Here is a 12,859-nt window from a genome sequence, read left to right as displayed (position 1 = left end):
CTCGAGAGCACAGTACGCGACGGGAGGATGATGGTTGCTGGCACGGTGCGCGTGACGCGCCCCGCGTGTTTCACAGGACAAGCGTACTGTTAGGGTTGGAGACACGAGGCGCACAGCCCGAGACTGCGCCCTCGACCGGGCCGCCGGCACAGCCCCGCCGGTGGCCGAGAGACTCACCGACGAGTGGAGCTGAACGTATGACGAGCATCGATACATTCGGCGCCAAAGGCACCCTCGAGGTCGAAGATCGCTCGTATGAGATCTTCCGCCTCTCCGCCGTGCCCGGCACCGAGAAGCTGCCCTACGCCCTGAAGGTCCTGGCGGAGAACCTGCTCCGCACCGAGGACGGCGCCAACATCACCGCCGATCACATTCGGGCCATTGCCGATTGGGATCCCTCGGCCGACCCGAACACCGAGATCCAGTTCACCCCCGCGCGTGTCATCATGCAGGACTTCACCGGCGTGCCCTGCATCGTCGACCTGGCCACCATGCGCGAAGCCGTCGCCGCCCTGGGCGGCGACCCGGACAAGGTGAACCCGCTCGCCCCCGCCGAGATGGTCATCGACCACTCCGTCATCATCGACGTCTTCGGCCGCGCGGACGCCTTCGAGCGCAACGTCGACATCGAGTACCAGCGCAACGGCGAGCGCTACCAGTTCCTGCGCTGGGGCCAAACGGCTTTCGACGACTTCAAGGTGGTGCCGCCGAGCACCGGCATCGTGCACCAGGTCAACATCGAGCACCTCGCGCGCGTGGTCATGGAGCGCAACGGGCAGGCCTACCCCGACACCCTCGTCGGTACCGACTCGCACACCACCATGGTCAACGGCCTGGGCGTATTGGGTTGGGGCGTCGGCGGTATCGAGGCCGAGGCGGCCATGCTGGGCCAGCCCGTCTCGATGCTGATCCCGCGCGTGGTCGGCTTCAAGCTGACCGGCGAGATCAAGCCGGGCGTCACCGCCACCGATGTCGTGCTGACCGTGACCGACATGCTGCGCAAGCACGGTGTGGTCGGCAAGTTCGTGGAGTTCTACGGCAAGGGCGTGGCCGAGGTGCCGCTCGCCAACCGCGCCACGCTGGGCAATATGAGCCCCGAATTCGGTTCCACCGCAGCGATTTTCCCGGTCGACTCGGTGACCGTCGACTACCTGAGGCTGACCGGCCGCTCCGACGAGCAGGTCGCCCTGGTCGAGGCCTACGCCAAGGAGCAGGGCCTGTGGCACGACGCCGACCACGAGCCCGCCTACTCGGAGTACTTGGAGCTGGACCTGAGCACCGTGGTGCCGTCCATCGCCGGGCCGAAGCGCCCGCAGGACCGAATCCTGCTGTCGGAGAGCAAGACCGCGTTCCGCAAGGACATCCACAACTACACCAGCGATGCGGAGAGCGGCCCCGCCGCCACCACCCCGCACACGCACCTGGACGAGGCCATCGAGGAGTCGTTCCCGGCCAGCGATCCCGCGCAGCTGGCGTTCGCCGAGGACGACGCCGTGCTGCCGACCGCCGCCAACGGCGCGGTGGGCCGCCCGTCCAAGCCGGTCAAGGTGCAGTCGGAGGAGTACGGGGACTTCATTCTCGACCACGGCGCGGTGGTGGTCGCCTCGATCACCTCCTGCACCAATACCTCCAACCCGTCGGTCATGATCGGCGCGGCGCTGCTGGCGCGCAACGCCGTGGAGAAGGGCCTGTCCCGCAAGCCCTGGGTGAAGACCTCGATGGCGCCGGGCTCGCAGGTCGTCAACGGCTACTACGAGAAGGCCGGGCTGTGGCCGTACCTGGACAAGCTGGGCTTCAACCTGGTCGCGTTCGGCTGCGCCACCTGCATCGGCAACACCGGCCCGCTGCCGGAGGAGATCTCCCAGGCGGTCAACGACAACGACCTCACCGTCACCGCAGTGCTGTCGGGCAACCGCAACTTCGAGGGCCGCATCTCCCCCGACGTGAAGATGAACTACCTGGCCTCGCCACCGCTGGTCATCGCCTACGCGCTCGCGGGCACGATGGACTTCGACTTCGAGAACGAGGCGCTGGGCAAGGACACCGACGGCAACGACGTGTTCTTGAAGGACATCTGGCCGTCGCCGCAGGAGATCCAGGACACCATCGACCGGGTCATCTCCCGCGATATGTTCATCGAGGACTACGCGGACGTGTTCAAGGGCGACGAGCGCTGGCGTTCGCTGCCCACCCCGGAGGGCAAGACCTTCGAGTGGGCCGAGGATTCCACCTATGTCCGGAAGCCTCCGTACTTCGAGGGCATGCCGCAGACCCCGGAGCCGGTACAGGACATCAAGGGTGCGCGCGTGCTCGCGCTGCTGGGTGATTCGGTCACCACCGACCACATCTCCCCCGCGGGCAACATCAAGGCGGGCACCCCGGCCGCGCAGTACCTCGAGGCCAACGGCGTCGAGCGCAAGGACTACAACTCCTACGGCTCGCGGCGGGGCAACCACGAGGTCATGATCCGCGGCACCTTCGCCAACATCCGGCTGCGCAACCAGCTGCTGGACGACGTCTCGGGCGGCTACACCCGCGACTTCACCCAGGACGGCGGCCCGCAGGCGTTCATCTACGACGCCTCGCAGAACTACCAGGCCGCGGGCATCCCGCTGGTCGTGCTGGGCGGCAAGGAGTACGGCTCGGGGTCCTCGCGCGACTGGGCGGCCAAGGGCACCAGCCTGCTGGGCGTCAAGGCGGTCATCACCGAGTCGTTCGAGCGCATCCACCGCTCCAACCTGATCGGCATGGGCGTGATCCCGCTGCAGTTCCCGCAGGGTGAGTCGGCGGCGTCGCTGAAGTTGGACGGCACCGAGACCTTCGATATCGAGGGCATCACCAAGCTGAACGAGGGTGTGACTCCGAAGACCCTGAAGGTGACCGCCACCAAGGAAAACGGCGAGCAGGTGTCGTTCGACGCGGTGGTGCGCATCGACACCCCCGGAGAAGCCGATTACTACCGTAACGGTGGCATCCTGCAGTTCGTGCTGCGCAACATGATCAGCAAGTGATTCGATAGGTTGCCAGGCTCGGGCCCCGATTCGCTTCGGGGCCCGAGCACTTCGCTCGGATCCGGTTCCGTCGTTCCGGCGAACACCCCGCTTGGAGGAGCCCATGCCCAAGGTCAGTGACGACCATCTCGCCGCCCGGCGCAGCCAGATCCTGGACGGGGCGCGGCAGTGCTTCGCCGAATTCGGTTACGAGGGCGCGACGGTGCGCCGACTCGAGGACGCCATCGGCCTGTCCCGGGGTGCGATCTTCCATCACTTCCGCGACAAGGACGCGCTGTTTCTGGCGCTGGCCCACGAGGACGCGGCCCGGATGGCGGAGGTCGCGGCGACCCAGGGCCTGGTGCAGGTGATGCGCGATATGCTCGCGCGCCCCGAGGATTTCGACTGGCTCGGCACGCGGCTCGAGATCGCCCGGCGCCTGCGCACCGACCCGGAGTTCCGCCGGAATTGGGAACAGCGGTCGGAGGAACTCACAGCCGCGACGATCGCGCGCTTGGAGCGCCGCAAGGCCGCGGGCGCCCTGCGCGACGACGTGCCGACCGACGTGCTCCTGGGCTATCTGGATCTCGTCCTGGACGGCTTGATCGCCCGAATCGCCTCCGGGCACGCCAACGACAATCTGTCCGCCGTCCTGGATCTGGTGGAGGCGTCAGTACGCCGCAAACAGTGAGGTGGAACCCACCGACGGACGGTCCGCTCGTGTCGGCGGCAGCCGCCGCTTCGACCGCGTCGGTACACGACCACCAAGGCATCCGATCTGCCGTCTCCTCGCGGGACCGTCGGAATGGCACTCGATGCAAGCTCGCATTGCGTGCATGATCGCATCGCGTGCCGATACGCACCGAATGCGGGCTTGGTGTCCCCGGGCATCCGTGACCGAGGCCACGCCGGATCCGGAAATATCGCGGCATACACCGGGGGTTTGCCGGGGTATGACCTTTTCCGTGCCTGTCACCGTCCGCGGCTACGAACTCGATGTGAACGGCCATCTGAATCAGGCCGTCTACCACCAGTACGCCGAACACGCGCGGTGGGAGGTGCTGCGCGCGGCCGGTCTGGTTCCGGACAAGATGCGGCTGGCGGGCGTGGGGCCGGTGGTCCTGGAATCGACGGTGAAATATCTGCGCGAGCTGCACTTGGGCGACGAGGTGACGGTCACGAGCGAATTCGAGTGGGGCGAGGGCAAGGTCTTCCGGATGCGGCAGCAGATCATCAAGCTCGACGGCACCGTATCGGCCGAATTCGCGGTCGTGCTGGGATTGATGGACCTCACCGCGCGCAAACTCGTATCGAACCCGATCGAGCGATTCTTGGAGCTGGCCGAGTCCGGCGAGGCGCTCGGCCTGTAGGGGCGGGGAGTCGATCGGCGAGCGTTGACCTCTCAAACTGAAAATCTTTCGGCGATAGCGCATTACGCACCGGAACGGGCGATTCGTCCGGGCACCTGAAATCTTCCGATGTGAACCGACGGGCGGGGCCGTGGGGATATGATCCAGATCACGCTCGGCTTCCGTGGCAAACCGCGAGCAGATCGGAGACCAGCCCCTATGACCGAAACCATTCGCCCGTTCACCCCTGCCCCCGTGCCCATCCCGGATATCGCGGACCTGGTGCCGCCACTACCCGGCTACCTGGCGGCGGAGTCGGACCGGACGATCAGCGTGCGCGTCGGCGAGGGCACGTGGACCTTCGATCGGGCGGATGTGCTGAGCGTCGACGACCGCCGCGACGACGAGACGGGGGAAGGCCGTCCCGTGCGGGTCCGGATCCGCCCCGGTGCCACAGCGGATTTCACGCAGCGCCGCCGCATCGACCTCACCGACCGCCCGATGACGCTGCCGCGCCGGCACTCCCCCGCCCCGGGCGACGACGAACTGCGGCGCCTGACCGACGCGTGGGCGCGCGCGCTGCGCCTGCCCGACGCGCCCGGCGTCGGCGGCGCCACCTCCACCTTCTGCCAGACCATGACCTCCGCGCGCAGCGACGACGGCACCGCCTGCGACAGTCTCGACTGAGGCGGGGCCGCGATGTCCGCCGCCCGCCCGGCAGGTTCGGTGCTGATCGTCACCGAGGCCGATGACCTGCACGCCGACGCGATGGCGGCCACGCTGCGAAAGCACCACCAGCTCAACCCGATTCGCCTCGATATGCGCGAGTTCCCCCGCGCGACCGGAAGTTTCCGCCTGGACCGCGCGGGCACCGCGCGCTCGGTGTCCCATGCCGTCGGGCTCGACGACGTCACCGCGGTCTGGTGGCGCAGGCCGCACCAGTGCGTCGTGCCCGGTGGCGTGCGGCACGCCGACGACGATTATCGGCAGGCCGAATGCGACGGCTTCCTGCAGGGCCTGCTGTGGTCGATTCCCGCGGTGTGGGTCAACGATCCGGGCGCCGATCGCACCGCCACCCGCAAGATCGTGCAGCTGGAAACCGCCCGCCGCAGCGGATTCCCGATCCCGGAGACGCTGATCACCAACGATCCCGACGAGGCGCGCAGCTTCGTCGATTCCCGGCCGGGCCGGGTGGTCTACAAGCGCACCGGCACCGGCCGCGCCGAATTCTCCGAGACCCGGATCGTCGCGCCCGCCGATCTGGACCGCCTGGGCACCATCCGCTCGGCGCCGACCACCTTCCAGGACTACATCGACGCCGACTGCGATCTGCGCGTGGTGTGGATCGACGGCATCGAATGGGCGGTGCGCATCGACTCGCAATCCGGTGCGGGACAGGTGGATTCGCGCCTGGACACCTCCGTGGATTTCACCCCGGCCCGGCTGCCCGCCTCGGTCAGCAAGTCGCTCGCGACGCTCATGGGTGCGCTGGGCCTGGCGTTCGGCGTGCTCGACCTGCGGCTCGGCGCCGACGGCGAGTATTACTTCCTGGAGGTGAACCCGCAGGGCCAGTTCGCCTACCTGGAGATCAAAACCGGCCTGCCGATCTTCGAGAGCCTCGCCAACTATCTGGCCATCGGCGACGCCGTGGTCGAGAGTTACTGATCCTCGAAGCTGCCGAGCAGCACCCGCAGGATCCGGTCCAGCTCACGCCGGCACGACCACGCCCTACGTTCCCGCCGCCATCCGCCACCCGGAGGACGCCGAGGTGCGCCGCGGTGACGCGGTCACCACGCGGTTGCTCATCGATTCTGCGGACGCCCGCGGCAGCGTCAGCACGCTGGAGGTGACAATGATGGCCGGCGCCGACTGCGCCGCACCACACGAGTACCGCCTCGATTTCGAGACCCCGCAGACCACTACGCGCCCAACGGGTTCCGGACCGCCGATTACTTGCTGGCGGCTTTACGCCGGTTCGCCCCGCCCCGGCTGCGGAGTTGCACGTGCGACTCCACCAGCACGTTGTGGATGAACCCGTACGAGCGGCCGGTTTCCCGGGCCAGCGAGCGGATACTTGCCCCCGCCTCGTACTGCTTCTTGAGCTGGGATTGCAGGCGGTCTCGCGACTTTCCGGTGACGCGCGTGCCTTTACCCAACGTGGACTTCCCTTGTGCGGGCCTGTCACTCATGGCTTCCTCCGGTCGCCCTGCAGCCTTATTCCAGGCTAAACATTCGACCGGCGGTGATCAACGCCTCGCTGTGATTTAGCTCACCGATTTTCGAGATAGTCCGGGCGAGCGGCGAATCGCGGCCCCGGGACCGCCCCTGGCACAGGAGAACTGACCGCGGCTCACGCCAGTTGGATGAGCTCCAGGTACTCCTGCGACCAATGGTCCTCGGCGCCGTCGGGCAGCATGATGACCCGCTCCGGGTTCAGCGCCTCGGCGGCGCCCGGATCGTGGGTCACCAGCACCACCGCGCCGGCGTAGCTGCGCAGCGCGTCGAGCACCTGCTCGCGCGAGATCGGGTCCAGGTTGTTGGTGGGCTCGTCGAGCAGCAGCACATTCGCCGCCGAGGACACCAGCCCGGCCAGCGCCAGCCGGGTCTTCTCGCCGCCCGACAGCGTCCCGGCGGGCTGCTCGAGCTGCGGGCCGGAGAACATGAACGCGCCCAGCAGGCCGCGCAGGTCCTGTTCACCCGCGTCGGGCACGGCGTGGCGGATGTTCTCCCACACCGACGCGGTGTCGTCGAGGGTGTCGTGCTCCTGCGCGAAGTAGCCGACCTTCAGACCGTGGCCCGGCACCAGACCGCCCGCGGTCGGCTGCTCCACCCCCGCCAGCAGCCGCAGCAGGGTGGTCTTGCCCGCGCCGTTGAGGCCCAGCACCACCACCCGGCTGCCGCGGTCGACGGCCAGGTCGACACCGGTGAAGATCTCCAGCGAGCCGTACATCTTGGTCAGGTTCTCCGCCATCAGCGGGGTCTTGCCGCAGGCGGCGGGCTCCGGGAACTTGATGCGGGCGACCTTGTCGGCCACGCGGATCTCGTCGGCGGCGGCCAGCATGCGCTCGGCGCGCTTGACCATGTTCTGCGCCGCAACGGCTTTGGTGGCCTTGGCGCCCAGCTTCGCGGCCTGGGCCTTGAGCGCGGACGCCTTCTTTTCGGCGTTGGCGCGCTCGCGGCGGCGGCGCTGCTCGTCGGTGGCGCGGGCGTCGAGGTACTTCTTCCAGCCCATGTTGTAGATGTCGGCCTCGCCGCGCACCGCGTCCAGGAACCACACCTTGTTGACCACCGCCTCGAGCAGTTCCACATCGTGGCTGATCACGATCAGGCCGCCCTCGTGGTTCTGCAGGAAGCCGCGCAGCCAGGTGATGGAGTCGGCGTCGAGGTGGTTGGTCGGCTCGTCCAGCAGCAGCGTGCGGTCGGATTTACCGCCGCTGCCGTCGGAGGCGGAGAACAGAATGCGCGCCAGCTCGATGCGGCGGCGCTGTCCGCCCGACAGCGTGCGCAGCGACTGCCCGAGCACCCGGTCGGGCAGGCCCAGGCTGTTGCAGATGCGGGCCGCCTCACTCTCGGCGACATAGCCGCCCAGCGCGGAGAACCGCTCCTCGAGGCGGCCGTACTTGCGCACCGCCTTCTCGCGCTCGGCGTCGTCGGCGACCTCGGCCATCAGCGCCTGCTGCTTCTCCATGTCCCGGATCAGCGCGTCCAGCCCACGGGCCGACAGCACGCGGTCGCGGGCCAGCACGTCCAGGTTGCCCTCGCGCGGGTCCTGCGGGAGGTAGCCGATCTCACCCGAGCGAATCACCTCGCCCGCGTACGGCTCGCCCTCCCCGGCGAGGATGCGCAGCGTGGTGGTCTTCCCGGCGCCGTTGCGCCCGACCAGCCCGATCCGGTCGCCGGACTGCACCCGCAGCGCCGCGCCCGGCGCCGTCAGCAGGGTGCGGATTCCGGCCCGGACCTCCAGGTCGGTCGCGGTGATCACAGATATCTCCTCGGCGTCGGCGGTTCAAGGGTGATTACTCGAGTGTGCATTCTCTCGACACACGAGAACCACCGATTTTACCCAAGCGAACTATCACCCGGCTCCCCCGGTTGCGGGTGCTTTCCGCCATACCGGTCGGCAGGTAACGTGCCGACCCATGAGCGACGAGCTGAAGGGCAAGGGGGCACTGGTCACCGGGGCCAGCCGGGGCATCGGTAAGGCCGTGGCGGCCGAGCTGCTGTCGCGCGGGGCCAATGTGTTGATCACCGCGCGCAAGCCGGAGGCGCTGGAGGAGACCGCGGCGGAGCTGGGGACCCTAAGCCACCCCGGGAAGGTGGTGGCGATGCCGGGGAACTCCGGCGACGCGGCGGCCCGCCACCAGGCCGTGGCCACCGCGGTCGCGGAGTTCGGCGCGCTCGACATCCTGATCAACAACACCGGGATCAACCCGGTCTACGGCTCGCTGATGGACGCCGACCTAGACGCGGTGCGCAAGATCTTCGACGTCAATGTCGTCGCGGCGCTGGGGTATGTGCAGGAGGCGCACCGGGCGTGGATGGGCGAGCACGGCGGCGCGGTGGTCAATGTCGCCAGTGTCGCCGGGCTGCGCTCGACCGGCGTGATCGCCGCCTACGGCGCCTCGAAGGCGGCGCTGATCCGGCTCACCGAGGAGCTGGCCTGGCAGCTCGGCCCCGGTATCCGGGTGAACGCGGTCGCCCCGGGCGTGGTGAAGACCAGGTTCGCCGACGCGCTCTACTCGGCCGGTGAGGAGGCCGCCGCCGCGCCCTACCCGATGAAGCGGCTGGGCACGCCGGAGGACGTCGCCGCGCTCATCGGTTTCCTCGTCTCGGATCAGGCGGCCTGGATCACCGGCGAAGTCGTCCGTGTGGACGGCGGACTGCTGGCGACCGGCGGACTCTGACGTTTCCGCCGTCCGTGTGACTCCCGACCTCCTCGTGTGCGGGCTCGGGCCCGCCGGGCGGACGCTCGCGCATCGGGCGCTGATGCGCGGGTTGTCGGTGACGGCGGTCGACCCGAATCCCGAACGGCGCTGGACCGCCACGTACGCGGCGTGGGAGGACGAGCTGCCGGAGTGGATCGCCACGTCCACGATCGCCGCGACGGTCGCACGTCCGGCCGTCTGGGGCACACGACGGTTCGAGCTGGATCGTCGCTATGCGGTGTTCGATGTTGCGGCGCTGCGGGATTCGATGGACCTGGGCGGGGCCCGGGTGGTCGCGGATCGTGTCGTCGAGATCGGCCGCCCCCGGCGCGGCGCGAAAGGCCCGGAGTGGGTGCGGCTTTCGTCCGGCGGTGTGCTCACCGCGCACCGGGTGATCGACGCCCGCGGCCTCGCCCGCTCTCCTGCTCGCGCCGAGCAGACCGCATACGGCGTGGTGGTGCCGCGCGACCGATGGTCCGAGCCGCTGTTCATGGACTGGCGGCCGGACAACGGGGCGGCGCCGGACGAACCGCCCTCGTTCCTCTATGCGATCCCGCTCGATGCCGACCGGTACCTACTGGAGGAGACCTGCCTGGCGGGCCGTCCCGCTCTCGGCGGAGCACAACTGCGGGAGCGCCTGCGGGCCCGATTGCGGTGCCGCGGTATCGAACTCGGCGGCGACGAGCCGGTGGAGCGGGTGCGGTTCCCGGTGCAGGGCGGGCGTCCCGGCGCGCGCCGCTTCGGCGCCGCGGGCGGGCTGTTGCATCCGGCGACCGGCTTCAGCGTCGCCGCATCCCTCGCTGCGGCCGACGCCCTCGCCTGCGGCTCCTCGATCTGGCCGGTCTCGGCGCGGACGGTCCACGGGTTGCGTTGCGCAGGCCTGCGCGCCCTGCTCGCACTCCCCCCGGCCGACATCCCCCACTTCTTCGACGCGTTCTTCTCCCTACCCCCCGCCCTGCAACGCGCCTACCTCTCCGCCCGCGACGACCTCCCCGCCACGGCCCTCGCCATGAGCACCCTGTTCCGAACCCTCCCATGGCCCCTACGCCGAACCCTCCTCACCGCCACCCTCAGCCCACCGAAGTAACCGCAACGCCACCCATTCACCACAGCCCCAGCGTGCACCACCACCCACACCCGACGTGCACCACCACCCACACCCGACGCACACCACCCACACCCAACACACACCACCCACACCCAACACACACCACCGACACCCAACGCGCACCACCCAAACCCGACGTGCACCACCCAAACCCGAGGTGCAACCACCACCACCCGACGTGCACCACCACCCACACCCGACGTGCACCACCACCACCCAGACCCGGCGTGCACGGCCATCGACATCCGGCGTGCACGGCCACCCTCATTTCCCGGCATGCTTTTGGCCGGGATCCATACCGTGCCGGGAATGGCTGGCGGGGCGTTGCGGAATTCCTCGGCGGGTCAGCGGCTGTCTACCACGAGGGCGGTGGTGTTGTCGGTGCCGCCGGTTTGTAAGGCGTTGTCCACCAGGGCTTCCGCCGCGAGGTCCGGGGTCGGCTGGGCGTTGAGGATGTCCTTGATCTCGGAGATGGTGAGGCGCTTGTGAACGCCGTCGGTGCTCAGCAGCAGGCGGCCGGAGCTGGTGCCCGTGACGGCGTATCCGATATCGGCCGCCCGCACCGTGCGCGTGGTCGTGTACACCATGTGGCTCATCCGGGGCGCCGGATCCAGCCCGCGGGCGCGCAGATACTCCGAAACGGTGTGGTCCGTGGTGATCTGGTGCAGCACCCGACCGTTCCACCGGTAGGCGCGGCAGTCGCCCACCCAGGCGATCTCGCAGCTGCCGCCGGTCCGGTCGTCGGGCAGCACGGCGACGACGAGCACGGCGTCGGCGCTCGGCTCCGGGAATTCGCGTAGCAGCTCCCGCTGGGCCGCCAGGATGCCCGACTGCGGACCGTGCCGGGCCGCCTCGGTCGCCGCGACGACCGCCGCGGTGCGGGCGGCGCGCGCGGCCAGCAGATGATCACCGATCCCGTCGGCCACGACGAACGCGGTGCACCCCGTCTCCGCATCCGTGTGACCGGCCACCGCGTCGGCATTGATCGAACGCGCCCCGCGCCTGCTCACCGACTGTCCTGTGATTCCGGTGAGCCGGATCAGCTCGCGGCGGGTGATGGCGGTGGTGGGTGCGGTGTCCACAGCCTGGCCTCCTCGGAGTGGCCTGCGCGTGCTGCCGATCAGCACAATTCGAGTAAACGCCGGCAATCCAAGAGTCAACCGTGCGCTCCCTGTGAAAGGGGGCACGAGATGATCACGATTCGATAGCAGGTGGAACGGGCCGGAATCACGCCCGCACGACCAATCCACCCGCGCGATCGCTTCGACTTCCCTGTGTCAACCAACCGCGAAAGGATCGGGCCTCCATAAGTCGATACCCTTGACCGGCAACTCCGCCACCGGCGACCGCGTCCAGGACCAGTGCGTCCCGGCCGGCATTTCGCGGGGCGTAGAAGATTTTTTCTGTCCGGAACCAATCCGGGGCCGCGTTGGCGACGACTCGCTTCTGTGAGGTCGAACGCATTGGACGCCGGTTTGGAAGGACACTGAATGGTCATCCGCGCCCGAGGATCGTCGGGTGGCGTCCCTGCCGGCGACATCATCGACACGGATGCGACGCTGCATTCGCTGATCGAACGTGTCGCCGCGGGTGACGAACAGGCTTTCGCCGATCTGTACGACATCGTCGCGGGTCCCGTGCTGGGGGTCGTCGCAAGGATTCTGCGCGATCGCCCGAGATCCGAAGAGGTCACCCAGGAGGTGCTCTTGGAGATCTGGCTGAAGGCTCCGAAGTTCTGCGAGCAGCCGGGCAACGTGATGGCGTGGGCCGTCACGATGGCGCACCGCCGCGCGATCGACCGGGTGCGGCACGAGCAGGCCTGCTCCGACCGCGAGGACCGGATCGAGCAGCTGGACGTCAGACGTCCGGTCGACGAGGTGGTCGAGGCGACCCTGGCCCGAATGGAGACCCGCGAGGTGCGGCAGGCGCTCGACAAGCTCACCGAGCTCCAGCGTCAATCGATTGTGCTGGCTTACTATGGCGGCTATACATACCGAGAGGTCTCCCAGGTATTGGGCACCCCGGTCGGAACGGTCAAGACCCGAATGCGTGACGGTCTGATTCGTCTGCGTGAATATTTGGGAGCACATCAGTGACTTGTTCGGCCCCGATCCGCGATCTCACCGCACCATACGTTCTGGACTCGCTCCCCGAAGACGAACGCCATGCCTTCGAACACCATCTCGGCGACTGCCCGTCCTGCGGAAGGGATGTGGCCGAATTGCGCGCGGCCGTGGTCCAGATTGCGGTCGCGTGCGCGCGGACCCCGGCGCCCGGCATGCGCGAACGGGTCCTCGACAGCATTCGGGCAACACCGCAGCGTCCCCCCGAGGAACCGGAGCCGCCGCCCGCGGCGCCGCGCCCGGGCCGCCGCTGGCCCAAGAAGCTCGAGACCGAGATTGCCGTGGCGACCACGGCCCCCGCGCCGCCGGACGCGCCCCCGGCGGCCAACCGGCCGCCGGGGCATTCGCACGCGTAGCCGAGATC

At 68.8% G+C, this 12,859-nt stretch carries 12 protein-coding genes; 9 read left to right on the top strand and 3 right to left on the bottom strand.

Going from position 1 to position 12,859, the window contains the following annotated elements:
• The first annotated feature begins 197 nt into the window (after window positions 1-197).
• The 5 genes from ACYVLQ_RS30475 (at window position 198) to ACYVLQ_RS30455 (ending at window position 6,004) form a co-directional block, all read left to right on the top strand.
• The gene (locus tag ACYVLQ_RS30475; RefSeq protein ID WP_460700979.1) at window positions 198-3,011 is read left to right on the top strand and encodes an aconitate hydratase; all 2,814 of its coding nucleotides are present in this window, start codon (window positions 198-200) and stop codon (window positions 3,009-3,011) included.
• 103 nt (window positions 3,012-3,114) lie between these two features.
• Entirely contained in the window at window positions 3,115-3,681 is a 567-nt protein-coding gene (locus ACYVLQ_RS30470) for a TetR/AcrR family transcriptional regulator (RefSeq protein ID WP_460700978.1), read from the top strand.
• Window positions 3,682-3,955: 274 nt separating this feature from the next.
• Window positions 3,956-4,360 (top strand): acyl-CoA thioesterase, encoded by a 405-nt coding sequence (locus tag ACYVLQ_RS30465; protein WP_460700977.1) that lies wholly within the window; start codon window positions 3,956-3,958, stop codon window positions 4,358-4,360.
• Between the two features lie 198 nt (window positions 4,361-4,558).
• Complete coding sequence (locus ACYVLQ_RS30460; RefSeq protein ID WP_460700976.1) at window positions 4,559-5,026, top strand: hypothetical protein; 468 nt, start codon at window positions 4,559-4,561, stop codon at window positions 5,024-5,026.
• A 12-nt stretch (window positions 5,027-5,038) separates the two neighbouring features.
• Window positions 5,039-6,004 (top strand): hypothetical protein, encoded by a 966-nt coding sequence (locus tag ACYVLQ_RS30455; protein WP_460700975.1) that lies wholly within the window; start codon window positions 5,039-5,041, stop codon window positions 6,002-6,004.
• Window positions 6,005-6,288: 284 nt separating this feature from the next.
• On the opposite strand, the gene ACYVLQ_RS30450 is transcribed toward ACYVLQ_RS30455, so the two are convergent.
• Window positions 6,289-6,528, bottom strand: a complete 240-nt coding sequence (locus ACYVLQ_RS30450; RefSeq protein WP_460700974.1) for a helix-turn-helix domain-containing protein — start codon at window positions 6,526-6,528, stop codon at window positions 6,289-6,291.
• A gap of 161 nt (window positions 6,529-6,689) precedes the next feature.
• Window positions 6,690-8,321 carry an ABC-F family ATP-binding cassette domain-containing protein gene (locus ACYVLQ_RS30445; protein WP_460700973.1) on the bottom strand — a complete coding sequence of 544 codons (1,632 nt, stop codon included), beginning with the start codon at window positions 8,319-8,321 and terminating at the stop codon, window positions 6,690-6,692.
• 157 nt (window positions 8,322-8,478) lie between these two features.
• Between ACYVLQ_RS30445 and ACYVLQ_RS30440 the strand changes: the two genes are divergently transcribed.
• Both ACYVLQ_RS30440 and ACYVLQ_RS30435 read left to right on the top strand, forming a co-directional pair.
• Window positions 8,479-9,243 (top strand): SDR family oxidoreductase, encoded by a 765-nt coding sequence (locus ACYVLQ_RS30440; protein ID WP_460700972.1) that lies wholly within the window; start codon window positions 8,479-8,481, stop codon window positions 9,241-9,243.
• Between the two features lie 16 nt (window positions 9,244-9,259).
• A complete protein-coding gene (locus ACYVLQ_RS30435) occupies window positions 9,260-10,351 on the top strand; it encodes a lycopene cyclase family protein (protein ID WP_460700971.1) in 1,092 nt (363 codons plus the stop codon).
• Between the two features lie 365 nt (window positions 10,352-10,716).
• Here the strand turns inward: ACYVLQ_RS30435 and ACYVLQ_RS30430 are convergent, their stop codons facing one another.
• Window positions 10,717-11,454 carry a PP2C family protein-serine/threonine phosphatase gene (locus ACYVLQ_RS30430; protein ID WP_460700970.1) on the bottom strand — a complete coding sequence of 246 codons (738 nt, stop codon included), beginning with the start codon at window positions 11,452-11,454 and terminating at the stop codon, window positions 10,717-10,719.
• A 408-nt stretch (window positions 11,455-11,862) separates the two neighbouring features.
• Between ACYVLQ_RS30430 and sigK the strand changes: the two genes are divergently transcribed.
• The gene (sigK, locus tag ACYVLQ_RS30425; protein ID WP_460700969.1) at window positions 11,863-12,468 is read left to right on the top strand and encodes an ECF RNA polymerase sigma factor SigK; all 606 of its coding nucleotides are present in this window, start codon (window positions 11,863-11,865) and stop codon (window positions 12,466-12,468) included.
• Window positions 12,465-12,851 (top strand): zf-HC2 domain-containing protein, encoded by a 387-nt coding sequence (locus ACYVLQ_RS30420; RefSeq protein ID WP_460700968.1) that lies wholly within the window; start codon window positions 12,465-12,467, stop codon window positions 12,849-12,851. The genes sigK and ACYVLQ_RS30420 overlap by 4 nt, the downstream gene beginning before the upstream one ends.
• The last annotated feature ends 8 nt before the right edge of the window (window positions 12,852-12,859 follow it).

The sequence above is a fragment of the Nocardia thraciensis genome (assembly GCF_054782435.1).
This window is presented reverse-complemented; position numbering and strand designations above follow the sequence as displayed.